Source organism: Acinetobacter towneri (assembly GCF_017498585.1).
In the GTDB taxonomy this organism is placed as follows: domain Bacteria; phylum Pseudomonadota; class Gammaproteobacteria; order Pseudomonadales; family Moraxellaceae; genus Acinetobacter; species Acinetobacter towneri.
The window spans coordinates 1536205-1562781 of the sequence record NZ_CP071766.1 but is presented as its reverse complement, the minus strand read 5'-3'; the positions used below and the strand labels follow the sequence as shown (position 1 = coordinate 1562781).

Annotated in this window: 24 protein-coding genes; 13 read left to right on the top strand and 11 right to left on the bottom strand. The window is 42.7% G+C overall.

From position 1 onward, the window contains the following. The first annotated feature begins 108 nt into the window (after nt 1-108). The 3 genes from J4G44_RS07465 to J4G44_RS07455 are packed head-to-tail and all read left to right on the top strand — an operon-like array spanning nt 109 to nt 1510. Complete coding sequence (locus tag J4G44_RS07465; RefSeq protein WP_131261341.1) at nt 109-474, top strand: DUF423 domain-containing protein; 366 nt, start codon at nt 109-111, stop codon at nt 472-474. A 42-nt stretch (nt 475-516) separates the two neighbouring features. Then, nucleotides 517-714, top strand: a complete 198-nt coding sequence (thiS, locus tag J4G44_RS07460) for a sulfur carrier protein ThiS (protein ID WP_004971499.1) — start codon at nt 517-519, stop codon at nt 712-714. A gap of 13 nt (nt 715-727) precedes the next feature. Continuing rightward, nucleotides 728-1510: a thiazole synthase gene (locus tag J4G44_RS07455; protein ID WP_004971502.1), complete on the top strand. Its 783-nt coding sequence runs from the start codon at nt 728-730 to the stop codon at nt 1508-1510. 99 nt (nt 1511-1609) lie between these two features. On the opposite strand, the gene J4G44_RS07450 is transcribed toward J4G44_RS07455, so the two are convergent. Next, nucleotides 1610-2221 carry a glutathione binding-like protein gene (locus J4G44_RS07450; RefSeq protein WP_096902535.1) on the bottom strand — a complete coding sequence of 204 codons (612 nt, stop codon included), beginning with the start codon at nt 2219-2221 and terminating at the stop codon, nt 1610-1612. A 218-nt stretch (nt 2222-2439) separates the two neighbouring features. On the opposite strand from J4G44_RS07450, the gene J4G44_RS07445 reads away from it, so the two are divergent. Then, nucleotides 2440-3891, top strand: coding sequence for a SulP family inorganic anion transporter (locus J4G44_RS07445; protein WP_207973548.1), 1452 nt, complete (start codon nt 2440-2442; stop codon nt 3889-3891). Between the two features lie 185 nt (nt 3892-4076). Beyond that, nucleotides 4077-4793 carry a tRNA (guanosine(46)-N7)-methyltransferase TrmB gene (trmB, locus tag J4G44_RS07440; protein WP_004971514.1) on the top strand — a complete coding sequence of 239 codons (717 nt, stop codon included), beginning with the start codon at nt 4077-4079 and terminating at the stop codon, nt 4791-4793. Between the two features lie 70 nt (nt 4794-4863). Here trmB and J4G44_RS07435 read toward each other — a convergent pair whose 3' ends face one another. From J4G44_RS07435 to J4G44_RS07410, 6 genes are all read right to left on the bottom strand, one after another. Continuing rightward, nucleotides 4864-5640 carry a Rossmann-like and DUF2520 domain-containing protein gene (locus tag J4G44_RS07435; RefSeq protein ID WP_180059807.1) on the bottom strand — a complete coding sequence of 259 codons (777 nt, stop codon included), beginning with the start codon at nt 5638-5640 and terminating at the stop codon, nt 4864-4866. Nucleotides 5641-5744: 104 nt separating this feature from the next. After that, nucleotides 5745-6542, bottom strand: a complete 798-nt coding sequence (locus tag J4G44_RS07430) for a thioesterase family protein (RefSeq protein ID WP_004971519.1) — start codon at nt 6540-6542, stop codon at nt 5745-5747. Nucleotides 6543-6624: 82 nt separating this feature from the next. Continuing rightward, nucleotides 6625-7311, bottom strand: a complete 687-nt coding sequence (locus tag J4G44_RS07425) for a class I SAM-dependent methyltransferase (protein WP_131261346.1) — start codon at nt 7309-7311, stop codon at nt 6625-6627. A 60-nt stretch (nt 7312-7371) separates the two neighbouring features. Then, complete coding sequence (gene bioB / locus J4G44_RS07420) at nt 7372-8364, bottom strand: biotin synthase BioB (RefSeq protein ID WP_131261347.1); 993 nt, start codon at nt 8362-8364, stop codon at nt 7372-7374. 191 nt (nt 8365-8555) lie between these two features. Continuing rightward, a complete protein-coding gene (locus tag J4G44_RS07415; RefSeq protein WP_178865544.1) occupies nt 8556-10244 on the bottom strand; it encodes an AMP-binding protein in 1689 nt (562 codons plus the stop codon). 83 nt (nt 10245-10327) lie between these two features. Beyond that, nucleotides 10328-10954 carry a TetR/AcrR family transcriptional regulator gene (locus J4G44_RS07410; protein ID WP_004971526.1) on the bottom strand — a complete coding sequence of 209 codons (627 nt, stop codon included), beginning with the start codon at nt 10952-10954 and terminating at the stop codon, nt 10328-10330. A gap of 148 nt (nt 10955-11102) precedes the next feature. Between J4G44_RS07410 and J4G44_RS07405 the strand changes: the two genes are divergently transcribed. The 7 genes from J4G44_RS07405 (at nt 11103) to J4G44_RS07375 (ending at nt 19074) form a co-directional block, all read left to right on the top strand. Continuing rightward, on the top strand, nt 11103-12275 hold the full coding sequence (locus J4G44_RS07405; protein ID WP_004971528.1) for an isovaleryl-CoA dehydrogenase: 1173 nt from the start codon (nt 11103-11105) through the stop codon (nt 12273-12275). A gap of 33 nt (nt 12276-12308) precedes the next feature. Further along, nucleotides 12309-13910, top strand: coding sequence for a carboxyl transferase domain-containing protein (locus J4G44_RS07400; protein WP_131261348.1), 1602 nt, complete (start codon nt 12309-12311; stop codon nt 13908-13910). A gap of 11 nt (nt 13911-13921) precedes the next feature. Continuing rightward, nucleotides 13922-14719, top strand: a complete 798-nt coding sequence (locus J4G44_RS07395) for an enoyl-CoA hydratase/isomerase family protein (RefSeq protein ID WP_180061955.1) — start codon at nt 13922-13924, stop codon at nt 14717-14719. 15 nt (nt 14720-14734) lie between these two features. Continuing rightward, a complete protein-coding gene (locus tag J4G44_RS07390; RefSeq protein ID WP_167845930.1) occupies nt 14735-16729 on the top strand; it encodes an acetyl/propionyl/methylcrotonyl-CoA carboxylase subunit alpha in 1995 nt (664 codons plus the stop codon). Next, nucleotides 16726-17628, top strand: coding sequence for a hydroxymethylglutaryl-CoA lyase (locus J4G44_RS07385; RefSeq protein WP_096901054.1), 903 nt, complete (start codon nt 16726-16728; stop codon nt 17626-17628). Before J4G44_RS07390 ends, J4G44_RS07385 begins: the two co-directional genes overlap by 4 nt. Nucleotides 17629-17727: 99 nt before the next feature. Beyond that, the gene (locus J4G44_RS07380; protein ID WP_004971542.1) at nt 17728-18432 is read left to right on the top strand and encodes a CoA transferase subunit A; all 705 of its coding nucleotides are present in this window, start codon (nt 17728-17730) and stop codon (nt 18430-18432) included. Between the two features lie 3 nt (nt 18433-18435). Next, nucleotides 18436-19074: a CoA transferase subunit B gene (locus tag J4G44_RS07375; protein ID WP_004971544.1), complete on the top strand. Its 639-nt coding sequence runs from the start codon at nt 18436-18438 to the stop codon at nt 19072-19074. A 278-nt stretch (nt 19075-19352) separates the two neighbouring features. Here the strand turns inward: J4G44_RS07375 and J4G44_RS07370 are convergent, their stop codons facing one another. The 4 genes from J4G44_RS07370 to J4G44_RS07355 form a co-directional block, all read right to left on the bottom strand. After that, a complete protein-coding gene (locus J4G44_RS07370) occupies nt 19353-20837 on the bottom strand; it encodes an OmpA family protein (protein ID WP_207973547.1) in 1485 nt (494 codons plus the stop codon). Nucleotides 20838-21068: 231 nt separating this feature from the next. After that, the gene (locus J4G44_RS07365; protein ID WP_004971548.1) at nt 21069-22304 is read right to left on the bottom strand and encodes a dihydroorotase; all 1236 of its coding nucleotides are present in this window, start codon (nt 22302-22304) and stop codon (nt 21069-21071) included. A gap of 10 nt (nt 22305-22314) precedes the next feature. Continuing rightward, nucleotides 22315-23331: an aspartate carbamoyltransferase catalytic subunit gene (locus J4G44_RS07360; RefSeq protein WP_004971550.1), complete on the bottom strand. Its 1017-nt coding sequence runs from the start codon at nt 23329-23331 to the stop codon at nt 22315-22317. Nucleotides 23332-23636: 305 nt separating this feature from the next. After that, complete coding sequence (locus J4G44_RS07355; protein WP_104851793.1) at nt 23637-24026, bottom strand: hypothetical protein; 390 nt, start codon at nt 24024-24026, stop codon at nt 23637-23639. Between the two features lie 327 nt (nt 24027-24353). Between J4G44_RS07355 and rlmKL the strand changes: the two genes are divergently transcribed. Then, on the top strand, nt 24354-26558 hold the full coding sequence (rlmKL, locus tag J4G44_RS07350) for a bifunctional 23S rRNA (guanine(2069)-N(7))-methyltransferase RlmK/23S rRNA (guanine(2445)-N(2))-methyltransferase RlmL (RefSeq protein WP_179996939.1): 2205 nt from the start codon (nt 24354-24356) through the stop codon (nt 26556-26558). The last annotated feature ends 19 nt before the right edge of the window (nt 26559-26577 follow it).

Genomic DNA, 26577 nt, shown 5'->3' with positions numbered 1-26577 from the left:
TTATTGTCTTTAATTGGTACAGCTACATACAGGCAGGCAAATCTCAGATTTTCCCGCCCCTAAAAATGTGCTAAGGTTAAGCGCAAAATTAAATAGGTCAATTTGCGTATGTGGATTGCAATTTCTGCCCTGAATTTAGCTATAGCAGTCATGCTCGGTGCATTTGGTGCACATGGCTTAAAGGCCCGTGCAACTGAAGCGCAATTGCTTTGGTGGCAAACTGCAACAGATTATTTTTTCTATCATGCCCTTGGACTTTTAGCATTGGGCATATTGGCCAAAGTAATTCCACAACTTCCTATTAAAGCCAGTTTTATTCTGATTCAACTGGGTATTTTATTTTTCTGCGGTTCACTGTATATCATGGCATTGGATTTAGCCCGTGGCTTGGGCATGATTACCCCAATTGGTGGAGCACTCATGATTGCAGGCTGGCTAAGCTTAGCGTGGCAAGCCATGAAATATGCCAAATAAAGCTCAATTATATTTTGTAATTTTGAAGATGGATTCTCGGTCATGCAAATTTATCTGAATGGCGAAGCACAACAGACCACTCACACGACCCTGTTACAACTGATTCAGGCATTAGATTTAGAAGGCAAACGTTTTGCTGTGGAGCAAAACGAAAAAATTATTGCCAAAAGCAAACTTGCCGAAACCCCTATTTGCGATCAAGACCGCATTGAAATTATTCATGCCGTTGGTGGCGGCTAAACTCGGAGCACCCATGCAAGATACCTTTAAAATCGGTTCACGTACCTTTAATTCACGTTTATTGGTGGGTACGGGCAAATATAAAGATTTAACCGAAACAGATTTGGCGATTCAAGCCAGTGGCGCAGAAATTGTCACGGTTGCCATTCGTCGTGTAAACATTGGGCAACATCCAGATCAGCCAAACTTACTTTCCGTGATTCCACCAGAAAAATACACCATTTTGCCAAATACAGCAGGATGTTTTGATGCCAACAGTGCCGTGCGCACCTGCATGCTGGCGCGTGAATTGCTAGATGGTCACAACCTTGTCAAACTGGAAGTTTTGGGCGATGAAAAAACCCTTTACCCAAATATCACCGAAACTTTAAAAGCTGCACGCACGCTAATTGACGATGGTTTTGAGATCATGGTCTACACTTCCGATGACCCGATTGTGGCGCAAGAATTGGAAAGTATGGGCTGCGTGGCAATTATGCCATTAGGTAGTTTAATTGGTTCAGGCTTAGGTATTCTTAACCCGCATACCATTTCGATTATTAAAGAAAATGCCAAAGTACCTGTATTGGTAGATGCAGGTGTGGGTACTGCCAGTGATGCTGCGATTGCAATGGAATTAGGTTGCGATGGTGTGCTGATGAATACTGCAATTGCAGCAGCACAAAACCCAGTGCTAATGGCATCTGCGATGCGTAAAGCAGTAGAAGCAGGACGTGAAGCTTATTTGGCAGGACGTATGCCACGTAAGCGTATGGCGAATGCCAGCTCACCTGAAACGGGTTATTTCTTTAAATAATCATTAGGGTCTTTTCCAAGTCCGACAACTCAAATAAAAAGACGTTAAGTGTTAACTCAACGTCTTTTTTATTATCTGATTCTGGCAAGTAAAAGCCGATTAAGGAATCAAGCCTTCATCACGCATAGCAATTTGTACCGACTGACGCGCAGCAACTTTATTACGGATTTCAACCACATGGCTATACGGAGTTAAATCATGCTCAATATAGTTTGACCAATTAGTGATAACAAACAAATACGCATCGGCTGGACCAAAGTTATCATCCACCAAATATTCATGGTCTGATGATGCAATCGCTTGATCAATATAAGTCAACAAACGATCAATTTCTGCATAGGCTTTTTCTTTGGCTTCTGCATCTAAAGGCGCGCCAAAAAATACTGCGTAAGCGTCATGTAATTCAGAGTTTAAATAACCCAACCATTCCAAAACTTTAGCACGACCTAAACCAGATGGCGGAATTAAATCCTGTTTAGGGTCTTGCTGCGCTAAAAATGGCAATAGCGCTACGTTTTCCGTCAAAATTAAACCTGGGTTAATTTCTAAAGCAGGTACATAACCTTTAGGGTTAATTTCATAATAATCGGCACCCTTTTCTGTTTTATGGGTTTTTAAATCTACACGCTCAATATCAAAATCGACATTCACTTCATTTAAAATAATATGTGCTGCCAAAGAGCATGCGCCAGGTGAATAATAAAGCTTCATATTTGATCCTTGTTATATAACTATCTCTGTTGTAAATCGCTTGTCACAAACTTGCAAGTGATTGAACCTATAAATTGCAAAAAAGCGAAAATGTCTTAAAAAGCCCTTACGCTTTGACTATCCTGCAAAAGACAGGCTTTTTCAAGTCTGTTTTGCCTGCTTTTTTATCTCTAGATGTTTTAACATACAGCCCTTTAAAGTTTCATGAAATTGAGATTGTGATTAGCCTGAAAAAAGAAGAATGGTTTTCCAATATCCGCACCGATGTTTTGGCAGGTTTAGTGGTAGGTTTGGCATTAATTCCTGAATCAATTGCCTTTTCGGCTATAGCAGGCGTCGATCCGCAAGTCGGCTTATATGCATCGTTCTGTATTGCGGTCACGATTGCTTTTTTTGGTGGCCGTACTGCCATGATTTCTGCCGCGACAGGCGCTATGGCATTACTGATGATTACCCTCGTCAAAGAACATGGTTTGCAATATTTATTGGCTGCAACAGTACTCACAGGGCTGATTCAGGTTGTGGCAGGTTATTTTAAAGTTGCCAAACTGATGCGTTTTGTTTCGCAATCGGTGGTTTATGGCTTTGTAAATGCTTTGGCGATTTTAATTTTTGTGGCGCAACTGCCTGAATTATCGAAAATGGATGGCTTAGGCTATTTATTTGTAGGATTAGGTTTAGCGGTAGTCTATCTGTTTCCATACATTCCTAAAATTGGTAAAAGCATTCCCTCGCCTTTGGTCTGCATTATTGTGCTGAGTGTGGTTGCTTTATTACTTGGTGCAGATATGCGTACCGTAAGCGATTTGGGACAATTTCCCGACACGCTGCCTATTTTTCTAGTGCCTGACATTCCACTGAATTTTGAAACTTTATTTATTATTTTTCCTTATGCCATGACCTTAGCCACAGTCGGTTTACTCGAAACCATGATGACCACTACGATTGTCAATGAAGCCACAGGCACAGAAGCAGATCGGCATCAGGAATGTCGTGGTCAGGGTTATGCCAATATTGTTAGTGGCTTTATGGGCGGTATGGCAGGCTGTGCCATGATTGGGCAATCTATTATCAACGTCAGTTCTGGGGCGCGTACACGGCTATCTACACTTACAGCAGGCGTATTTTTGCTGTGCTTGGTGGTTTTTCTCAAAGATTGGTTGGCATATATTCCTATAGCAGCCTTGGTTGCGATTATGATTATGGTGTCATTCACGACTTTTAACTGGGATTCCATCCGTAATTTTAAAAAGCATCCGAAACAAAGCAATATAGTCATGTTAGCTGTGGTGATTGTGGTGTTAGCTACCCATAACCTTGCTTTGGGTGTTTTTGTTGGCGTACTGCTTTCTGCTTTATTTTTGGTGAATAAACTGGAAAGTGAAGTTAAAGTCAGCTCATTTTTATTAGGCGAACATACCCGCCAATATGTGATTTCAGGGCAAATTTTCTTTAGCAGTTCAGAAAAGTTTTATCAGTTTTTTGATTTTTCAGAAGATATTAGCAATGTCACCATCGACTTAACGCATGCACATATTTGGGATATTACCTCTGTAAATATGCTGAATAGCGTGGTGAACAAATTTAAAGCCCAACAAATTAAAGTGCATATTATTGGATTGAATGAGGCCAGTCATACCTTAATTGATCAATACAGTACCCATTCGTAATTATTGTATTAAAATACCGTTGATGATGTTAAATGCTGAATCTTAATGATTCGGCATTTTTTATGCTCAAAAGATGCAGATGTATCGCAATCTTGCACGGCGCTGCGAAAAACAGCGAAAAAATTTGACTTCAATGGCTCAGGACTTAAAATACCGCATTCGAATTTATTAGATTTGCCAAAATTATGTCGAACGATCAATTAGACCAGCACGTTGTCGAGCTGGACAACCTCAACGAGCATCGTGAAATTGTAACGTTCATGCGCCGTTCTTCACCATTGAATACGTCACAACGTAGCGCCTTGGAACAATACGGCGACTTAATTTTGGAATATCCTGTTGGCGATTTACGTCAACATTTTGAACACCCTGAACGCCCGCTTACAGTAGAAATTGGTTTTGGGATGGGGCGTTCTTTGGTACTTATGGCGCAGGCCAATCCTGAACGTAACTTTGTCGGGATTGAAGTCCATATTCCAGGGATTGCACAGTGCGTTTATGAAGCAGGTACAGCAGGTTTAAGCAACTTACGTGTCTTAGATGCCGATGCAATTCAAGTGCTACGTGAAATGCCAGACAATAGCATTGATACGGTACAGTTATATTTCCCAGACCCATGGCAGAAAAAACGTCACTTCAAACGCCGTTTTGTTGCTCATGAACGCATGGAGTTGGTAGAGCAAAAATTAGTGTTAGGCGGTACGTTCCATGCAGCAACCGACTGGGAACCATATGCAGAATGGATGCTAGATGTATTAGACAACCGTCCACGTTTAGAAAACTTGGCGGGCAAAGGCAATAGCTACCCTCGTCCTGAATGGCGTCCACAAACTAAGTTTGAACGTCGCGGAATTGAAGCAGGTCATAAGATTAATGATTTTATCTTCAAGAAAATTAACTAATTTCTGCTAGAAAAGAATGCTTCCACTGGGAAGCATTTTTTATGTGAACTCGTTTTATCTCATCAAATGGCTAAGATTGATGCCGCTTTAAAATCTGTTGACTCATCATCGCATAAACTTTGGCAAGTTCATGTTGCTGCCCTACTGCCAATAAGTCCTGATGCATTTTTAAAATATTGTGATCGCCCCGCATGGCAGGCCCTGTTTGCATTTGACGCGGATCATTTTGGGTTGCTTTATGCGCAGTTTCCAAAATAAGAGGATACAGCAAACTAAAATCTACTTGCTGAGCATCGACCACTTGCTTAGCCATGTCATAACAATAATTACTAAAATTACAGGCAAATACCGCAGCCAAATGCAAACTCAAACGCTGTGCTGAAGTATAGGCATAAACCCTTTTGCTTAGGCTATTTGCCAAAGTCATTAAAAGCTGTTGATCTTCAGCAAATGCAGCTTCTATAAATAAAGGCGTTTCTGACCAATCAATTTCACGCTCTAAACTAAAGGTTTGTAAGGGATAAAATACCCCTGAACGCGCATGATGCTGTTGCAATATATCTAGTTTAGTACTGCCAGAGGTATGCACAATCAACACATGATTTAAGTCACGATGAACTTCCTGAATCACCTGTCCAATGGCCTGATCACTCACTGCGATAATTACTAAATCCAGGTCTGAATGAAATTGTTCTACTTCTGCAATTGCTTCTGCGCCAACCTGTGCAGCCAACTGCTGTGCCTTGTCCAGACTGCGGCTATAAATTTGCACAATTTGATGCTGTGCGTTTAAAACATGAGCCAAATGATGTGCAACGCGCCCTGCACCAATCAAACTAATTCGCATAATATTTTCAGATAAAATAAGATGAAATAATCTGCACACAGCATGCCAATAAAAAAAGGACGAAGCAATTCGTCCTGATGTTTTTTGTTTGATATTGAATAGATTTAGAATTGACGCAAAGTTAAAATCTGCTCACTACGTCCAAATGGCCCTTGAGTATCATGCAAAACTGCACTCGTTAAGCCAATTCCATCTTCACCATATTGTTGTGTTACTTCCAAGCCTAGCCATTCGCCTTGCGGTAAACGGTGTAAATGCATTTGCAAATCTAAATTTGGAAAACCCCAGCCCGCATTCGGGTCTAAGCGTGGCACTACGCCATTGGCGGTATCCACCATCCCCAATAAACGCACAAAACTGGATGTGTTTTGATTTTCAACCATATCCAATTGGTTTCTTAACCAAACGATGCCCTTACCTGCACGACGATCTAAATGCGCACGGGTTTCAATGCTTTGAATATAGCCGCCCGGCCAACAACGCATGCCATCCCAATCGGGCAAATATTCAGGGTTTTCTATCGGTAAATCTTCCAATCCTGCAATTGCGCGTGTATCTGAGGTTTTCATTTTCCATGCACGCGCCACAATACAGGTTTTTCCTTCAGCACACATTTCCGCTTCAATCAGCTCAATGGTTTTACCCGGTCGAATCATACGGGTGGTGATACTAAATTCACCAAAGGCAATTAAGCCAAAAATATCTAAACCGACCCGACCAATTCGCATATCATCACGCGGCATAAATTGCTCAAGTTCTGCACACAAAATACCCGTTGCAGGTGCCATGTGTTGTTCATGCGGATTCCACGCGCCTTGTGCATGAATGTTGCAACGATAGTGCGCAGTACAGCCACCATCGGCATGTTGTTCACGTTTGAGTAAAGTGTAATATGCTGACATTTTGTCTCTTTCCCTGATCTAACTTTTCTTGTGCGGATACTTTTACTACAAAGATTACTGACTAAATAATGTTATTGATCAACTATTTCTCTGCAAAAAAACCATAATAATTCATAAGTTGACAATATGTTTTACACTGACGAAAACCCACTTGAGTAAGCAATGCTGCCTGCGCATCTGCCGTAATTAAATGAAAATCATCGGCCAGTCGTGCAAGCATTTTTTCCGCTTGAGTCGTAGTTAAACCACAATCCAAAGCCAAATTCTGCATCCAGCGCAGTTCTATATTTTCAGTCTGCTGCATCAGATCATAGCTTAATAAAATCGCTGTAGGTTTTAATGTTTGGTAAATATCTTGAAAAAATAATGTTTTTTCTGCGACTGGCACAAAATGCGCCACCAAAATCGCCAATGCCGCATCAAACTGCAAATTTTCAACCTGCGCTTGTTGGGCAAATTGGTGGGTATCTGCCTGTATAAAACGTACTCGCTCATGCCCTGCCACAGACTGAATGTTTTTTTCTGCCTGCTGTAACATGCTTAAAGATGGGTCGATGGCCGTAAATTGCCACTGTGGATGTTGCTGCAGTAAATACTGCAACTCATAGCCTGTGCCACACCCCACCACTAAAACTTGTGCTGTTTCGGGCAAATGACTACTTAAAATTGCATTGATGTGTTGATGTACCAATTCATATCCGGGAATGAGTTTCCGAATATGACTGTCATAGCCTGCAACCACAGTTGCACTGTGAAAATCTTTTGCCATATCACATGATTCTTCTTTAATTTACTGACATTAAATATCTGAGTCTTTTTCAAGATCTGCTTAAGCCACAGCCATTGCATCTACCGACAATTCCGAAACGGTTGGCTTGGCACGTTCAGGCACTAAGCCTAATTTTTGGAACAATTGTTTGTCTTTGCCTTCGCCTGCGTTTGGTGTGGTCAAAAGCTTTTCACCTGAGAATAACGAGTTCGCACCTGCCATAAATGCCAACGCCTGATCTGAATCGGATAACGATTCACGCCCTGCAGATAAACGAATATAGCTGTTTGGCATGATAATACGTGCAACTGCAATGGTACGAATCCACTCAATCACATCCAGTTTTTCTACTTCAGCCAGTGGTGTGCCTTTAATCGGTACTAACATATTGATCGGCACAGATTCAGGATGTAACGGTAAAGTCGCTAATTCATGTAATAAACCAATACGGTCTTGGGTATCTTCACCTAAACCGACAATACCGCCACTACATACTTTCATACCTGTTTGACGCACAATATCCAAAGTGTTTAAGCGATCATCAAAACAGCGGGTACTAATCACATTAGGATAATACTCACGCGATGTGTCTAGGTTATGGTTGTAATAATCTAAGCCTGCATCTTTTAAGCGTTCTGCCTGCGATTGGTTTAACATCCCTAAAGTCATGCAAGTTTCTAAGCCCAGAGCTTTGACTTCACGCACCATTTCCAGAACATAGGGCATATCGCGTTCATGCGGATTACGCCAAGCAGCGCCCATACAAAAACGTGAAGAACCTGATGCTAAAGCTTCTTTGGCTTCCTGAATGACTTTATCAACTGCAATACGTTTTTCAGCTTCAAGCTGTGAATCATAATGCGCAGATTGCGAGCAATATTTGCAGTCCTCAGGGCATTTGCCTGTTTTAATAGACAATAAGGTACTGACTTGTACGGTATTGGCAGCAAAATGTTGGCGATGCACACGCTGTGCTTCAAAGACTAAATCCAGAAAAGGTTGTTCATATAACTGCTGAATTTCTTCTCGAGTCCAATCATTGCGTACGGTCATTATTTTCATCCTTGATTATCACGCATCATGCTTAAACTTGTGCCATCTTTTATTAAGCCGAGCATGCGATATATTTTTAGTGTGATTATTCCTGTATAGAGTATCCCTTTATCTCTGCGTGAGAAATAAAGGGTGTGTGCTGACAAAATTAAAAGGTCGATCTTGCGGCAGTAAATAGCTGAAATAATGCCTTAAGCAATTTCCTTTAAATTTAATTCTTCACGCATAAATTCACGTAATTTAAATTTCTGTGCCTTGCCTGAAGCGGTCATTGGAAATTCACTAAAGAAGCGCACATAACGTGGGACTTTATTGTGTGAAATGTGTTCTGCACAGTATTGGCGAATTGCCTCTTCGGTACATTCATGGTGTTCATGCAAAATAATACAGGCACATAGTTCTTCACCATAACGATGATCTGGCACGCCAATTACTTGCACATCGCAGACCGCATCGTGAGTATATAAGAAATCTTCAATTTCTTTCGGGAACAGGTTTTCACCGCCACGAATCACCACATCTTTAATGCGACCTTTGATTTTTACAAAGCCTTCATCATCCATTTCTGCAATGTCGCCTGTGTGCATCCAACGTGCAACATCAATGACTTCTTGGGTTTTGTCATGTTCATCCCAGTAACCCAGCATGACTGAATAACCACGCACACACAATTCTCCTAACTGTCCGCGCGGCACGACTTTGCCTTCTTCATCGACAATTTTTACTTCCAGATGTGGATGTACACGCCCCACCGTACTGACACGACGCTCCACAGAATCTTCAGTCGAACTTTGTGCGCTCACAGGTGCTGTTTCGGTCATGCCATAACAAATGGTGATTTGCGCCATGTGCATACGGTCGATGACGCGTTGCATAATTTCCTGCGGACACGGACTGCCTGCCATAATGCCTGTGCGCAAGCTAGATAAATTAAATTCATCAAACTGTTCATGCTCTAAAATGGCAATAAACATGGTCGGTACGCCGTAAGCAGCTGTACATTTTTCTTGCTGAATAGCTTTTAAGGTATCGAGCGGGTTAAACACTGCCGATGGATAGACCATGGTTGAACCATGTGTGATACACGCTAAATTGCCCATCACCATACCAAAGCAGTGAAACAGCGGTACGGAAATACAAACACGGTCTTGTGGACTTAAATGAATTGCTTCTCCTACAAAGTAACCATTATTTAAAATGTTGTTGTGGGTCAGCATAGTGCCTTTCGGATTGCCCGTCGTGCCTGAGGTAAATTGAATGTTAATGGTTTCATCGAACTGCAACTCACTGGCAATGTGTTGCAGTTTTTTCAGCATGTGGGTGGTTGGAGCTGTCAATAAATCCTGAAAACGATGCATTCCTGTATGTGCTTGATCATCAATTTTAATCACATGCTTTAAATGCGGTAAACGCTTGGCGTTGAGGACTTTATTGTCTGCCTGACACAGCTCTGGGGCAATTTTCGTTAAGATGTCCTGATAGTTGGTACTTTTAAACTGCGATGCAATTACCAAACCTTTACAGGAAACTTTGTTGAGCACAAATTCCAGTTCATTGCTTTTATAGGCTGGGTTTAAATTCACCAAAATCACCCCTGCCTTAAAGGCTGCGAATTGAGTGATCGTCCATTCCACACAATTCGGAGACCAAATGGCAAGGCGGTCACCTTTTTTAAAACCGAGTTTTAACAAACTACAGGCAAAGGCATTGACCTGTTGCTGTAGTTGCTTATAGGTCAGACGCACATTTTGATGCACGCTTACCAAAGCATCCTGATCTGCATATTGCTGGCAAGCCTGATCAAACTTTTCACCAATGGTCATGCCTAACAAAGGCTGATTACTGGTGCCATAGGCATAACTTAACCGTACTTGTGTCATTGAATCGATCTCCTTGATTCTTTGTAATTCTGTTTTCCATTATGACGACGATTACTTTTTGCCTGTTTTGTGCGTTGTTTTTACTACCCTCCCTGCTGTTTTCGCACTGCATTTACACAAAAGTCGGCAATTTGTTTGACAAAGTAATCTTTATAATTTTGATCAAACATCACATTGCGAGACGGGTTTAAAGGTTCAATCACTACAAAGGTCATGGAGCCAACCACACCTAAAGCAGCAGTGTTCAAATCTTCAAAATCAAACTCACCATTGACTTTTCCTTCAGCCAAAATTTCCTTGATGCTCTGTTTGATCAGTTGTTTACTGCGAAAACGCTCATGTTCCATTTCTGGGTCTACAGGCTCGAACATTAACGAATACGCCAATTGAGGGCTGTTCATCGCACGCTTCACAAAAGTGGTGACAGATTTTTGCAATTTTTGTTTTGCACTTAAATCTGACTTCGCAATGTGGTCCAAAATTTCGACCTCACGACGAATCGCATCCGATAAAACTTCAATCAAAATCTGACTTTTATTTTCAAAGTAGCGATACACCAAACCTGTAGATACGCCTGCGCGTTCTGCAATGGCTTGGATAGACGCTTCTTTAAAGCCCCCATGAGCAATAAGTTCACGAGCAGAATCTAAAATCGCCATGCGATTTTGTTCCATACGTTCCTGCATCAATGATGATCTTTTATAACTCATATCTTATTCTCAACCAGATAAAATGAATTGTAAATCATTTTGTGAATTTTAGTTCACTTTTTTAAATTTTCGATGTATGTTAGAACCTAAGCACAACAACAATGCTTGTTTTAGGAACAACAAATATAACCACAGGATGGATGAACACATGATTTTACAAAGCTTAGACTTCGGCTTAGATGAAACCTTAATCGCCCTGCGCGATTCAATCGCTGCTTTTTGTGCAAAGGAAATTGCACCCATTGCTCAACAGGTTGATCGTGATAACGAATTCCCTGCCCAGCTTTGGAAAAAATTTGGCGATATGGGCTTACTTGGCTTAACCGTGAGTGAAGAATACGGCGGCACTAACTTAGGCTATTTAGCTCACATCATTGCCATGCAAGAAATTTCTCGTGCATCAGCATCCATTGGTTTGTCTTACGGTGCTCATTCTAACCTATGTGTGAACCAAATTAAGCGAAATGGGACAGAAGAACAGAAGCAACGCTATTTACCAAAACTGATTTCAGGCGATTACGTCGGCGCTTTGGCAATGTCTGAACCAAATGCAGGCTCAGACGTGGTTAGCATGAAACTGAAAGCTGAAGATAAAGGCGATCATTACTTGCTCAACGGCTCAAAAATGTGGATTACCAATGGCGGTGATGCCGATGTTTTGGTGGTGTATGCCAAAACTGACTTACAGGCAGGCGCCAAAGGTATGACTGCTTTCTTAATTGAAAAAACCATGTCAGGTTTTAGCCACGGCAGCCATTTAGACAAACTCGGGATGCGCGGCTCAAATACCTATCCATTGTTCTTTGACAATGTTGAAGTACCAAAAGAAAACGTCTTGGGCGGTGTGGGCAATGGTACAAAAGTACTAATGAGTGGACTGGACTATGAACGTGCAGTTTTAAGTGCAGGGCCGCTAGGCATTATGGATGCCTGCATGGATACCGTGATTCCTTATATTCATGAGCGTAAACAGTTTGGTCAGGCATTGGGTGAATTCCAGCTTATGCAAGGCAAAATTGCCGATATGTATTCGACTTGGTTGGCATGTAAAGCACTGGTCTATGCCGTTGGCGCAGAATGTGACAAAGCTGAACACAGCCGTAGTTTACGTAAAGATGCAGCCAGTGCCATTTTATACGCTGCCGAAAAAGCCACATGGATGGCAGGTGAAACCATTCAAACCTTGGGCGGTAATGGCTATATCAATGAGTTCTCTGCAGGACGTTTATGGCGTGATGCCAAACTCTATGAAATTGGTGCGGGTACTTCAGAAATTCGCCGTATGTTGATTGGCCGTGAATTGTTTAACGAAACTGCCTAAAAATAAATCACAAGAATAGACAAGGATGTTGGCATGAATCAATTACAGAGCAAAATTAATATTCGCAGCGACGAGTTTAAAAACAACCAAGCTGCGATGCAAAGCCTAGTCGATGACCTCAGAGAAAAAGTCCAAAAAATTGCTTTGGGTGGTGGCGAAACTGCACGCCAAAAACATTTAGACCGTGGCAAATTACTGCCACGTGAACGGATTGACCACCTGATCGATCCGGGTACTGCATTTATTGAAATTGGTCAGTTGGCCGCTTATCAGGTCTATCAGGATGATGTCCCTGCTGCGGGTGTAGTGGCGGGTGTCGGTCAAGTGAATGGCGTGACCTGCATGATCATTGCCAACGATGCCACAGTAAAAGGTGGAACGTACTATCCACTGACTGTGAAAAAGCATTTACGCGCACAGGAAATTGCCGAACAGAATCACCTGACTTGTATTTATTTGGTCGATTCTGGCGGTGCATATTTGCCGCTACAAGATGAAGTCTTTCCAGACCGTGATCATTTCGGACGCATTTTCTATAACCAAGCGCGTATGTCGAGCATGGGCATTGCCCAAATTGCCGTTGTGATGGGAAGTTGTACCGCAGGCGGTGCGTATGTCCCTGCCATGTCAGATGAAACCATCATTGTGCGTAATCAGGGGACAATTTTCTTGGGCGGCCCACCGCTGGTTAAAGCCGCAACAGGTGAAGTGGTTAGCAGCGAAGACTTGGGTGGTGGCGATGTACACACTCGCCTTTCAGGTGTAGCCGATCATTTGGCAGAAAATGATGAACATGCCTTGGCAATTGCCCGCAACATCGTTGCCAATTTAAATAAAAAGCCAAACCCGCAGCCTGAGCATATAGAAGCACCATTATTCGATGCCTCTGAACTGTATGGCATTGTTCCGACTGACGCGCGTAAACCGTTTGATGTACGTGAAGTGATTGCCCGTATTGTCGATGGTTCACGTTTTGATGAATTTAAAGCGCGCTTTGGCACCACATTAATTACAGGTTTTGCCAAACTATATGGTATGCCTGTCGGGATTATTGCCAACAACGGTATTTTATTTTCCGAGTCGGCACAAAAAGGCGCACACTTTATTGAACTATGCACCCAACGCAACATTCCCCTGTTATTTATTCAAAATATCACAGGCTTCATGGTTGGACGCCAATATGAAAATGAAGGCATTGCCAAAAATGGTGCCAAACTGGTGATGGCGGTTGCCACAGCCAATGTGCCTAAACTGACTTTGGTGATTGGCGGTTCTTTTGGTGCAGGTAACTACGGGATGTGTGGTCGTGCTTATTCACCACGTTTTATGTGGACATGGCCAAACTCACGTATTTCAGTGATGGGTGGCGAACAAGCATCGAGCGTATTGTCTACCTTAAAGCGTGATCAGATTGAAGCCAAAGGTGGTAGCTGGTCTGCAGAAGAAGAAGATCAGTTCAAACAGCCAATTCGTGAACAATACGAACGTCAGGGTCATCCATATTATGCGTCTGCACGCTTATGGGATGATGGTGTGATTGATCCAGCACAGTCGCGTGAAGTTTTGGCATTAAGTTTAGCCGCTGCCCTCAATGCACCCATCCAACCGACCAAATTTGGCGTGTTCCGCATGTAAGAGGTGACAAAATGGATTATCAGTTTTTACAGCTCGAACAGAACAACCAAGTGGCTACGGTTTGGATTAATCGTGCGGAATTGCATAACGCTTTCAATACAGAGGTAATTGAAGAATTACACGCCTGCTTTCAGGCACTGAATAGCCGTGATGATATTCGAGTGGTGATTTTGGCAGGACGCGGCAAAAGCTTTTCTGCAGGTGCAGATTTGAACTGGATGAAACAGGCAGGTCAAGCTTCTACAGCAGAAAATCAAGCCGATGCCCTAAAACTGGCAAAAATGCTGCAAAGTTTAGCGACGTTAAAACAACCGACTATTGCCCGTGTGCATGGTATTGCCTTTGGTGGTGGTATGGGTTTGGCAGCTGCCTGTGATATTTGCGTTGCCAGCACCGATGCCAAGTTTGCGACCTCTGAAGTACGTTTAGGTTTAGCACCATCTACCATTAGCCCTTATGTCATTCGTGCAATTGGCGCACGTCAGGCATCTCGTTACTTTTTAACCGCAGAACGTATTTCTGCAGAACAAGCACAGCAGATTGGTTTGGCACATGAAGTCACTTCAGCCGAAGACTTAGACAACAAAATTGATGAAATTGTGCAAGCCTTATTGCTTGGTGGCCCAGAAGCACAACATGCTTCTAAACAACTGATTCAGATGGTCAATCATCAAGTTTTGACCGAAGATTTACTCCAACAAACTGCACAGCATATTGCGCATGTTCGCCAAGGAACTGAGGCGAAAAATGGCTTAAATGCTTTTTTAAATAAACAAAGCCCGGCTTGGATCAAGACCACAGCAGAATAAAAGAAGGATCGCACGATGTTTGAAAAGATTTTAATTGCTAACCGTGGTGAAATTGCCTGCCGTGTAATTCGTACCGCAAAAAAACTTGGGATTGCGACTGTCGCGGTGTATTCAGATGCCGATGCGCAATCGCAACACGTTAAACTGGCAGACGAAGCCATTTATATTGGTGAATCACCTGCGGCACAAAGTTATTTGCAAGTTGAACGTATTATTCAGGCAGCCAAAAGCACAGGTGCACAAGCGATTCACCCGGGTTATGGTTTCTTATCTGAAAATGACCAATTCGCACTTGCCTGTAAAGACAACAATATTGTTTTTATTGGCCCGCCAGTTGAAGCCATTTTGGCGATGGGTCTAAAAGCAACCTCTAAAGCCTTGATGGAAAAAGCAGGTGTGCCACTAACTCCGGGCTACCACGGCAGCAATCAAGATGCGGCATTTTTAAAGCAACAAGCCGACAGCATTGGTTATCCTGTGCTCATTAAAGCCAGTGCAGGCGGTGGCGGTAAAGGCATGCGTTTAGTAGAACGCAGTGAAGACTTTCTCAGCTCACTCGCTTCATGTAAAAGTGAAGCACGTTCTAGCTTTGGTAATGAAGATGTGCTGATTGAACGCTATGTGATTCAACCACGTCATATTGAAGTACAGGTTTTTGGCGATACTCACGGCAACTACGTGCATTTGTTTGAACGTGATTGCTCGGTACAACGTCGCCACCAAAAAGTGCTTGAAGAAGCACCTGCACCAAAAATGCCAGAAGATAAACTCGAAACTATGCGCCAAGCCGCAATTGATGCCGCACGTGCTGTAAATTACGTGGGCGCAGGTACGGTAGAGTTTATTGTCGAGCAAGACGGTACTGCTTATTTCATGGAAATGAATACCCGCTTGCAGGTCGAACACCCCGTCACAGAAATGATTACAGGGCAAGACTTGGTTGAGTGGCAATTGCGAGTTGCTTTTGGTGAGCCATTGCCAAAACAGCAACATGAATTGCAAATTCATGGTCATGCCCTTGAAGCGCGTGTGTATGCCGAAGAACCAGAAAAAGGCTTTATTCCTGCCATTGGTCAAATCAGCTATCTGCATTATCCAGAGCAAAATGATGCCGTACGTGTCGATAGCGGGATTGTCGAAGGTGATGAAATCAGCACCTACTACGACCCAATGATTGCCAAACTGATTGTTTGGGGTAAAAACCGTGAAGCAGCATTAACGCAAATGCACCATGCTTTAGGTCAGTTCCACGTCGATGGTTTAGGCAACAACATTGCATTCTTGGATCGTTTGGTGCTGTGTGATTCCTTTAAACATGCCAATTTGGATACAGGGCTTATTCAACGTGAGGAAGCATTTTTACTTAACGCAAAACCTGAAGTCGCTACAGAAACTGTCGTTGCAGCTGCGTTAATTGATGTACTTTCTCGTATTCAAAACAACAAAGCGGCAAACAACGCGGTTTGGCAAAAAGACCACTTCTGGCGCTTAAATCAGCAAAGCGCCCACACAGTGCAATTACAGTGCAATGACCAAACACTCAAAATCCAGTTAAAACCATGCACTTCTGGTTTTGAGGCTCACTACAATGGGCAAACGCTGAGCGTTCAAGGCGAGCTTTTGGATGCACATCGTCTACAGGTTTGTATCAATGGTCAGCAACAAAAAATAGCATTTAACCAACATGCGCAAGGCATCACCCTGTTCCAAAACGGTCAGCGTCATGTGTTTAGCTATGTACAAGCAAACTTTAACAGCGATGATCAACAAGACAATGCCAACAATCTGACTGCACCAATGCCGGGTGTAATCACCCAAGTTTTGGTGGCAGCCAATGCCCGTGTGAAAAAAGATGATGTACTGATGACACTGGAAGCCATGAAAATTGAATATTCAATTCGTGCGCCTTTCGATGGCATTGTGGCAAGTTCGTACTTCCAAGCGGGCGATCAGGTCAAAGCAGGCGATGAACTGGTTGAATTTGAAGCCTTGACGGAGGAAGTTGCATGACTGAATTTGTCAAAATTGTAGAGGTTGGCCCACGAGATGGTCTGCAAAATGAGAAAACGCCACTCACTTTGGCAGACCGTAAAAACCTGATTTTGGATTTAATGCAAACAGGTTTAAGCAGCATTGAGGTCGGTTCTTGCGTATCGGCCAAATGGGTACCGCAAATGGCAGACAGCGATGTGCTGTTTGCCAGCCTGCCACAAAACCCAAACATTCAATTCAGTTTACTGACCCCAAACTCAAAAGGTTTTGAGTCGGCTTTGGCGGTGGGTTGCAAAGAAGTTGCCGTGTTTACCGCCGCTTCTGAAAGCTTTACCCGAAAAAATATCAACTGTTCAATTGAAGAAAGTTTGGAAAAATTTAGCGATGTCATGCGTCAAGCCAAAGCGCACAACATTCGCGTGCGTGGTTATGTATCTTGTATGGTGGACTGTCCTTATGAAGGCGCAATTGACCCGAAACAAGTCGCAAAAGTCACACAGCAATTATTGGACATGGGCTGCTATGAAGTGTCTTTGGGTGAAACCATTGGTACAGCAACCCCTGACCGTGTGCAAAAAGTCTGGGATGCATGTTTGGCAGAGGTCGATGCCAAAGTTTTAGCAGGTCATTTTCACAATACTTACGGCATGGCGATTGCCAATATTTATCAATCGCTCTTACAAGGCATTCGTGTATTTGATTCATCCATTGCTGGTTTGGGTGGCTGTCCGTATGCCAAAGGTGCATCGGGCAATGTGTCTACCGAAGACTTGTACTATTTACTGTCCAAGATGGGTTTTGAAACAGGTGTGCGGTTAGAGCCGCTGATGCAAGCCAGTCGCAACATCAGCAATATCTTACAGCGTGATAATCCATCTCACTATGCCAATGCCTACTGGCAAAAGGTTTGTGCTTAAAACCCATTTCATCCTCAATAGCATTGGAACATAAGCAATAAGGATGGCAACAACACAACATGGCAAGTGAATGCCGTGCAGAGAATAAAGAGGTGACAAATGTCCAATAAAGTATATGACAGCGCACAAGCTGCATTAAATGGCGTGGTTCAAGATGGGCATACCTTGGCGGTGGGTGGTTTTGGTTTATGCGGTATTCCTGAAGCCTTGATTGCTGCGTTAAAAGATACAGGTGTGAAACAGCTGACTTGTATTTCCAACAACGCAGGGGTCGATGGTTTTGGTTTAGGCTTATTGCTTGAAACCAAACAAATTAAAAAAATGATTTCATCTTATGTCGGCGAAAATAAAGAATTTGAACGCCAGTTTTTAAGCGGTGAACTGGAAGTTGAACTTACCCCGCAAGGCACACTGGCAGAAAAATTACGCGCAGGCGGTGCGGGTATTCCTGCATTTTTCACCCCAACAGGTGTAGGCACTGTCATTGCAGAAGGCAAAGAAGTCCGTGAATTTAACGGCAAAGATTATATTTTAGAAGAATCTTTGACTGCAGATGTCGCTTTGGTCAAAGCCTACAAAGCAGATAAAGCGGGTAATCTTATTTTCCGTAAAACAGCACAAAACTTTAATCCTGTTTGTGCTATGGCAGGCAAAATCACCATTGCCGAAGTTGAACAAATCGTTGAAATTGGCGATTTAGACCCCGACGAAATCCACTTAGCTGGTATTTATGTGAACCGCATTGTCCTCAATGCAAGCCCAGAAAAACGGATTGAACAAATGACTTTAAAGGCGGAGGCTTAAGACATGGCTTGGACGCGTAATCAAATGGCGCAGCGCGCTGCACAAGAATTAGAAGATGGTTTTTATGTCAATTTAGGCATTGGCTTACCCACACTGGTCGCCAATTATATTCCTGAACATATCAATGTCTGGTTACAGTCCGAAAATGGCTTGCTTGGCATTGGTGAGTTCCCAACTGCCGAAACTGTAGATGCCGACCTGATCAATGCAGGTAAACAAACTGTGACAGCGCGTAAAGGTGCGGCTTTTTTCTCTAGCGCAGATTCCTTTGCCATGATTCGTGGCGGGCATGTCAATATCGCTATTTTAGGGGCAATGGAAGTTTCTGAACAAGGCGATCTTGCCAACTGGATGATTCCCGGCAAGAAAGTTAAAGGTATGGGCGGTGCAATGGATTTGGTTGCAGGCGTACAAAAAGTTGTAGTGCTGATGGAACATTGTGCCAAAGATGGTACGCCTAAAATTGTATCGCAGTGCAGTTTGCCACTCACAGGTAAAGCGGTGGTGCATCGTATCATTACCGACTTAGGCGTGCTTGATATTACTCCACAAGGCGTAAAGTTGATTGAACTTGCACCCGATGTCAGTTTTGATGAAATTCAAAAAGTCACAGGTGTTGCCTTACAAAAAGTCGCAGCTTGATGAATTTATCTCAAGTTAACTCCCCCCCTCCTTTGCAAGTTTTGATGCACTGCTTTAAAACCTAATACAAGGGAGAGGGTTTGTTTTGACTTTCATACTTTCCAACTCAACTTATTCAATCTACTCAACAAATCACTAATTTATAAAACTATTCCTCAAACCAAAGAGCATCCAAAAATTACTTTCAATTTCGATATTTGCACAATACTTCGGGATTGATCCACAATAAAAAAGCCTTCACTTTGCAAAGTGAAGGCTTACAAGAAAATAGACCTATTTTAAGATTGAGGCGCCTTTTGCTCTACCACGCCAGCATCTTCCACACTACGCACCGTGCCTGTATCTACATTCAAGACTTCAAACTCAATACGGCGGTTTTTAAATTGACCTTCTGGCGTTGCATTTGCCGCAATCGGCTGCTCTGAACCAAAACCAATGGCTTGCAATTGACCCGGATTTACACCACGTGATACTAAATAATCGACCACTGCTTGCGCACGTTGTTGTGACAAAGTTTTGTTGGCATTGGCATCACCTACGGCATCGGTATGCCCTTTCACGGTTAATTGCACTTGTGGCGCGCGCTGCATCAATACCGCAGTCTGATCTAAAATAGACTTATTGGCTGCTGGAATTTCAGTCGATGCAGAATCAAAATTAATGATTTGCATATTGAGTGCCGTCGCAATATCCAAAGCTTGAATATTGTCAGGATTAATTGCAGCCAAAGCCTGCTCGGCATTGCTAATACTGCTGGTTACAGCCTGATTCACATCGGTTACTGTAGTTTCTGCAGGTTGCTGAGTCACTACAGTCATGTTTTTAGCCAATGGACGAATTTGACTGGCTAAACGCTCTGCATCGGCAGGGTTCGCGGCTTGAATAGACAGTTGATTACCCACCCAGTTTAAATTGACATTCGGTACACCTTTCAGCATTTTTAAAACGCTTGGAATCACGTCCTGATCAATAAATTCCGAATGATAGTTGGCAAAATTTTCTGCACCACAACCTGTTGGATGATTGAAAATTTGCTTCACTTCATTCTGCAGAATTTCCATATAGCTTGGATTATTCAGCAAAATTTGACAGGTCACCAAATTACCATCACTGCCTGTACTGACTTGCAACATTGCAGCCTGATTCGCTGCCACTTGGGTCTGTGTGGTTGCAGGCGCTTGGTTGCGGTCACTACATGCACGGAATAAAAATGCCAATAAACCAATTAAAATAATTAAAGCTAAAATTGGCAATAACCACGAACGGCGTTCTTCTACGGGCTCAGTCACAATGACTTCAGGTGCTTGATGTACGGTTTGGCCCGCAGCATTATTTACCCCCAAAGCAGCCAATAATGCTGTTGCCCACTGCGGTAAAGCCGCCTGAATTGAATCTAAATTGTTTTGCAGTAAATGCTGAATGGCAACTGGGTCAGATGAACCTGCCTGATTTTCCAAAAAGTTTAAACTTGGTGCAATTGAACGATTCAGGGTGTTTTCAATTTCGGTTTGCGGTGCTGTGCCGCTGACCAAATCTAAAAACTGCTGTTTTAAAGATAGATTTGAACCAAATACATCGCCCACACGTGGATTCAGTTGTCGCAGCAGATTGTCAATCAGTTCAGGTCGTGAATTTAAAATAGACAATAAAATGGGATAAAAACTATTTAATGCCTGATTTTTTTCAAGCAAATGCTGGGTTTCCCCTTCCAATACAATGGATGACACACTTTGTTTGAGCAAGTCTATAAAATCTGTTTGCATATATATGCCCTCTTTTTTGTCTTTGTTTTCAAGTTGTTTTTTAGTGTATATGCTTAAAATTTAAACAAATGTAATAAATTGTGGTGTTTTGATTTTGTTGTGAAATTTGAGTCAACGGAATGTAGGGTCTCTTCTTCGATTTTCTATTTGGGGATTGTTAAAATTCAATAAAAAAGCCAGCCGAAGCTGACTCTTATTTAAACTTGAAAATCAAATATCAATCAGAGCATATTAAGCAGTAAAGACGCGTACTGCTTTGCCTTTTACAACTTGATTAATCAAAGGCGTATTTTTGCCTTGTGACACAATCGTTTCTTTGTTCAGTGTCCATTCCACTTCTGGATCAACCAAGACCCAACCCGCTTCCTGTTCCCAACGACTTTGCATTTTTGCCACACGCGCAGGTGCAAGTGTCACTTTTTCTACCCATTCCAATGGACTGAACAGACCTTCCTGAATCAGTTGAATCCCAAATGGAATATAAGTATCAAATGCAGTAAAACCTGACAAAGTATCTGCAAATGGTGCCATTTTTGCAGAGCTATTTAACGGCTCATGATGAGTACAAATCGCATCAATCACACCATCTTTTACACCTTGACGCAGTAATGCTTTGTCTTGCTCTGAGCGCAGTGGCGGACGTACATGCGCTAACGAGTTAAAACCATCAATAATTTGATCGGTTAAATGCAGTTGATGCATCGCCACATCGCAAGTGACAGGCAAACCTTTGGCTTTAGCTTGTTGAATCAATTCAACTGATGCACCACAAGACAATAAGCCAAAATGCGCACGTACACCTGTGGCTTCAATCATCAGCAAATATTTGGCAATCGCTACGGTTTCTGCCAAAGTTGGAATCATAGGCAAGCCCTGACGCGATGCAATAAAACCTTCATGCACACAGCCATCTTTAGCAATTTGCGGTTCTTCGGCATAGAACACCACGGTCATGTCCAAACCTGCAGCATATTCCAGTGTGCGAATCACGACATCATCATCTTCAAAAGGTGCATTGGCATTGGACACTGCACTACAGCCGCCTTTTTTCAGTCCCGCCATATTGGCAGGCTGCTTGCCGTTTAAACCTTGAGTTTGTGCACCAATCACTTCTAAATAAATGCCACCATCCAACATGGCTTTTTCGACCAAACCATGAATGAGTGCACCGTTGTCTTGCACGATTGGTTTAGAATCGGGTGGCGTAAATAAGTGCAGAATTCCGTTTTCACGTGCGGCCTTGCCTTCAGATTTGAGCGTGCCATGTTGTTGCTGACCAGGTTCACGTAAACGTGCGCATAAATCGACCATAGTTGGCATGAGCCATTGACCTTGGGCATCTATGCTTTCGCTAATATCTGCACTTTCTGCAACCAACTTGCCATTTTCAAGATATACCGTTTGTACGCGGTCAATTTGCTGGATTGGGTCAAGCACACGTACATTTTCAATTTTTACAATCGCCATGACTTTTTCCTTATACCGCAATCGCGTCAATCAAACCTTGTTCTTGCAATTGACCTTGCATCGCCAAGGCCAATACCGCCATACGTACCGCAATACCGTTGGTTACTTGATTTAAAATCACCGATTGAGGCCCATCGGCAATGCTTGAATCAATTTCGACACCACGGTTCATTGGACCAGGATGCATCACAATACAGTTTGGTTTTGCAAGCGCCAAACGCTCTTTGTTTAAACCGTACATTTTGTAGAATTCGGCTTGTGAGGCAAGTGCTGGCGAATCAATACGTTCATTTTGAATACGCAGGGTGATAATCACGTCGCAATCTTTAATGCCTTCTTCCATTTTGTTAAATAAACGCACGCCTGCGCCATATTCATCAAAACCGTAGGGCAACAAGGTGTTCGGTGCAATCACGCGAATGTCTTTACAGCCCAGTGTTTGCAAGGCAGCCACATCGGAACGCGCCACGCGTGAATGTTTGATATCACCAATAATCGCAACACTTAATTCTTCATAAGGTCGTTGGGTTTCACGGCGAATGGTCAGCATATCCAACATCGCTTGCGTTGGATGTGCATGACGGCCATCACCCGCATTAATAATGGCAACCTTTGGGCAAACCGTTTTAGCAATAAAATGTGCTGCACCTGAAGATGAATGACGCACCACAAAAATGTCAGCAGCCATCGCCTCTAAGTTCCACAAAGTGTCACGCAAAGTTTCACCTTTAGAGGTACTTGAACGGGCAATATCAATATTGAGTACATTGGCAGAAAGACGCTTGGCTGCGGCTTCAAATGTGGTGCGGGTACGAGTAGAGTTTTCGAAGAACAAATTCATCACCGTGCGCCCTTCGAGCAAATTATTGGTGATCAGTTGGTTTTGTTCATTGAAAAAGGACTGTGCTGTGTCCAGAATTTGGGTGAGGGTTTCTTTGGAAAGACCTTCGATGGTTAAAAAGTGTTTTAAATGCCCATCTTTATTCAATTGAATCTGGCTCGGAGTATGCAATGCCGCCAAATGCATGAGAGATTCCTTATACGTTAAGTTAACGCATTATACAGAAATTGATTTGGCAAAGCAGTGTAACTTGGCATGATTTAGTCAAAAGAAACTTATGATTTTAAAAATTAAGTCATGCAGACTCATCTACACTTTCTTTCATGCTTAATACTCTACAAAGCGATGTGAAAGGATGGCATTTATATTTAACTGCTCTGCTAGCCAATCATCTTGATATGAGCTTGATGAACATCTGGTGGGTCAATCTTCGTCTACAACTGCCTACGCAACCTTCAGGCTATGTAGGCATAGTCTGTACAATTCACCGTTTAACGCAATGCCCCTATATAATGATGGGACACCTGCGCCCGATAAATTTCTTCAGCTGTAGGTTCAGTCAAGTCATCTATATTTTCTATATTTTCTACTGCATCTAATTGCTGCGCTTCAGTCTGTGGCGACGTTATTTCTGCATCAGCATCCATTAAGTTAGCCAATATACTGTTTAAGCGCAGCGCATAACGGCACAATTCCTCATCGTGTGTAGCGAGCGCCAATTGCAGCACAGCACGTGCATAGTCTGAATTTTCAACCAGATACATGACATCAATCACACGTCCACTGACCCGTCTTAATCGCGTATAAATTAAAGTGGCAACTGAAAAAATCTCGTTATTTGCTGTTAAAGCCTGTGCCGTGTTTAAAGTAGCCGTGGTCATTTAAATATTCCCCTTATCGCTTCATTGTTGTTTTGCAGTGTTTGATGCTCATCTGCAAAATGTTCACCATCACAACAATGTATGAGCAAAATACATACCAATCATGTGAATATTCAGGTTTTTATTTTTCCGCAATACAATCACTCAAAATTTTTTAGAGATGTCATTACATCCTCATTGCCTTTTTAGAAAAAAACAGTAAAAAATGCCCTGAAGCTCTTCAAACCTAGACCTTTAAAATTCTGCACGATTCACGCTAAATCACTAAGTTTTCTAGCACAAAATACGGTAAAATAGCCGATTGCTGAATTGCTTTTGGAAATTTTCATGAATTCGAAACCCCGTCTTTCTACATATTGGGTCACCTGTGCAGATGGACTTGAAACCTTATTGCAAGAAGAAATGCAAGGTTTAGGTATTCAAAATATCGAACGTTTACCGGGTCGTTTAATTTTCAAAGGCACACTCGAAAATGCCTATCGTGTCTGCATGTGGTCACGTTTAGCCTCACGTGTCCTTACACCAATTCACACACACGAAATTGAATTTAGTCACGACGCGCGCGATGTAGCCGAAGAGCTTTATGAAGGTGCGCTGAGCTTTGACTGGTCACTGATTTTTGCGCCACAAAGTACTTTTGCAGTGCGTTTGCATATAGAGCGTGACATTAAAGTGAACAGCCAATTTGCGACCTTGCGCGTTAAAGATGGTGTGGTCGATTCATTTATGGATGCAGTGGGCAAACGTCCAAGCATTGACATCAAACAGCCTGAAATTACCTTATACGTGTTGGCAGGTAAAAAAGAACATACATACTGCCTAGATTTATCTGGCGATTCACTGCATAAACGCGGCTATCGTCGTTTTATGACCGATGCCCCAATTAAAGAAAACCTTGCCGCAGCGATTCTGCAAAAAGGTCAATTACAACAAATTCAACCCGACATTATTTTAGACCCAATGTGTGGTTCGGGTACGTTTATTATTGAAGCATTGATGATGCTGACTGACCGTGCACCGGGTTTGGTACGTCGTTTCGGTTTTAACGGTTGGCAAGGTCACGACCATGAATTATGGATGAGCATTAAAGCAGAAGCGGCTGAACGCCATCAAACTGCATTACAACAACCATTGCCAAAATTTTATGCTTTCGATGCCGACTGGGAAGCAGTCAAAGCCACCAAGCAAAATATTATTGCAGCAGGTTTTGAAAGTCTGCTCGATCAGATTCAAATTGAAGAACGTACTTTGGCTGACTGGCCCGACTTTCAAGCCGAAGGTAAAAAGGCCTTTATTGTAACCAACCCACCTTATGGTGAGCGTTTGGGCGATAAAGCCTCGAACCGTGCCTTATATTTGGGTCTGTCTGCCCTCTTGCAAAAGCATTTCCCAAATCAAAAAGCAGCCGTCATTGCAGCCCAAGTTGAACAAGCCGATGTGTTGGCTTTCAATGACCCGCAAATTTTACGTTTGATGAACGGTAAACTGCCAATTTATGTCCGTTTTGGTACGATCAAACCTGCAACATTCGCACGCCCATTCTTAGCAGATTGGCAACCGCAACAGTTTGAACCCATTGAAGGCGCAGAAGATTTCACCAACCGTTTGCAAAAAAACATGCAAAGCCTGAAAAAATGGGCGGTGAAAGAAAATGTGCATTGTCTGCGTTTATACGATGCAGACTTACCTGACTTTAATGTCGCAGTCGATTTATACGGCGACCGTTTGCACGTGCAAGAATATGCACCGCCGAAAAAAATTAATCCTGAAAAAGCCAAAAAGCGTTTTAACCTTGCCTTACAAGCCATTCGTGCCGTGACAGGTTTAGGGCGTGATGCGGTATTTATTAAAACCCGTGCCCGTCAGGAAGGTAAAAACCAGTACACCAAACAAAGTACCGCCTCGAAGCGTTTTATTGTGCAGGAAGGTCAGGCTAAAATTTTGGTCAACCTCACCGACTACCTAGATACAGGCTTGTTCCTTGACCATCGTCAAATGCGTTTACGTATTGCCAAAGAAGCACGTGGCAAGCACTTCCTGAATTTATACAGTTATACCTCAACTGCAAGTTTACATGCCGCGCTTGGCGGTGCAGCAAGTACCACCAGCGTCGATTTATCCAATACTTATTTGAATTGGTCTAAAGAAAACTTTGTATTGAATGGTTTAACGGTAGACCATGCCGATGAACAACATCAATTCTTTGCCAGTGATTGTTTTGAATGGCTCAAAGAAGGTCATGAACAATATGATCTGATCTTTATTGACCCACCAACTTTCTCAAACTCTAAAAAGTTCTACGGAACATTTGACGTACAACGCGACCACGTTTCTTTAATTAAGCGTGCCATGAACCGCTTAACCACAGGCGGAACGCTGTACTTCTCCAACAACTACCGTGGTTTTGAAATGGATGAAGAAATTGAAGCCATGTTTGATGTGCAGGAAATTAGCCATGAAACCATTGGGCAAGATTTCAAACGCAACACCAAAATCCACCGTGCTTGGAAAATTCAGCACCCGCCTGTTTAAATAAACGATATGGCAATAC

What these genes read in the sequence shown, in the direction of transcription:
- bioB (WP_131261347.1), bottom strand. Translation starts at nt 8,364, where the DNA reads ATGACCGTACGCAATGATTGGACTCGAGAAGAAATTCAGCAGTTATAT.
- J4G44_RS07415 (WP_178865544.1), bottom strand. Translation starts at nt 10,244, where the DNA reads ATGACACAAGTACGGTTAAGTTATGCCTATGGCACCAGTAATCAGCCT.
- trmB (WP_004971514.1), top strand. Translation starts at nt 4,077, where the DNA reads ATGTCGAACGATCAATTAGACCAGCACGTTGTCGAGCTGGACAACCTC.
- J4G44_RS07455 (WP_004971502.1), top strand. Translation starts at nt 728, where the DNA reads ATGCAAGATACCTTTAAAATCGGTTCACGTACCTTTAATTCACGTTTA.
- J4G44_RS07410 (WP_004971526.1), bottom strand. Translation starts at nt 10,954, where the DNA reads ATGAGTTATAAAAGATCATCATTGATGCAGGAACGTATGGAACAAAAT.
- J4G44_RS07360 (WP_004971550.1), bottom strand. Translation starts at nt 23,331, where the DNA reads ATGCATTTGGCGGCATTGCATACTCCGAGCCAGATTCAATTGAATAAA.
- rlmKL (WP_179996939.1), top strand. Translation starts at nt 24,354, where the DNA reads ATGAATTCGAAACCCCGTCTTTCTACATATTGGGTCACCTGTGCAGAT.
- J4G44_RS07430 (WP_004971519.1), bottom strand. Translation starts at nt 6,542, where the DNA reads ATGTCAGCATATTACACTTTACTCAAACGTGAACAACATGCCGATGGT.
- J4G44_RS07385 (WP_096901054.1), top strand. Translation starts at nt 16,726, where the DNA reads ATGACTGAATTTGTCAAAATTGTAGAGGTTGGCCCACGAGATGGTCTG.
- J4G44_RS07365 (WP_004971548.1), bottom strand. Translation starts at nt 22,304, where the DNA reads ATGGCGATTGTAAAAATTGAAAATGTACGTGTGCTTGACCCAATCCAG.
- J4G44_RS07370 (WP_207973547.1), bottom strand. Translation starts at nt 20,837, where the DNA reads ATGCAAACAGATTTTATAGACTTGCTCAAACAAAGTGTGTCATCCATT.
- J4G44_RS07390 (WP_167845930.1), top strand. Translation starts at nt 14,735, where the DNA reads ATGTTTGAAAAGATTTTAATTGCTAACCGTGGTGAAATTGCCTGCCGT.
- J4G44_RS07380 (WP_004971542.1), top strand. Translation starts at nt 17,728, where the DNA reads ATGTCCAATAAAGTATATGACAGCGCACAAGCTGCATTAAATGGCGTG.
- J4G44_RS07355 (WP_104851793.1), bottom strand. Translation starts at nt 24,026, where the DNA reads ATGACCACGGCTACTTTAAACACGGCACAGGCTTTAACAGCAAATAAC.
- J4G44_RS07450 (WP_096902535.1), bottom strand. Translation starts at nt 2,221, where the DNA reads ATGAAGCTTTATTATTCACCTGGCGCATGCTCTTTGGCAGCACATATT.
- thiS (WP_004971499.1), top strand. Translation starts at nt 517, where the DNA reads ATGCAAATTTATCTGAATGGCGAAGCACAACAGACCACTCACACGACC.
- J4G44_RS07375 (WP_004971544.1), top strand. Translation starts at nt 18,436, where the DNA reads ATGGCTTGGACGCGTAATCAAATGGCGCAGCGCGCTGCACAAGAATTA.
- J4G44_RS07395 (WP_180061955.1), top strand. Translation starts at nt 13,922, where the DNA reads ATGGATTATCAGTTTTTACAGCTCGAACAGAACAACCAAGTGGCTACG.
- J4G44_RS07435 (WP_180059807.1), bottom strand. Translation starts at nt 5,640, where the DNA reads ATGCGAATTAGTTTGATTGGTGCAGGGCGCGTTGCACATCATTTGGCT.
- J4G44_RS07425 (WP_131261346.1), bottom strand. Translation starts at nt 7,311, where the DNA reads ATGGCAAAAGATTTTCACAGTGCAACTGTGGTTGCAGGCTATGACAGT.
- J4G44_RS07400 (WP_131261348.1), top strand. Translation starts at nt 12,309, where the DNA reads ATGAATCAATTACAGAGCAAAATTAATATTCGCAGCGACGAGTTTAAA.
- J4G44_RS07405 (WP_004971528.1), top strand. Translation starts at nt 11,103, where the DNA reads ATGATTTTACAAAGCTTAGACTTCGGCTTAGATGAAACCTTAATCGCC.
- J4G44_RS07465 (WP_131261341.1), top strand. Translation starts at nt 109, where the DNA reads ATGTGGATTGCAATTTCTGCCCTGAATTTAGCTATAGCAGTCATGCTC.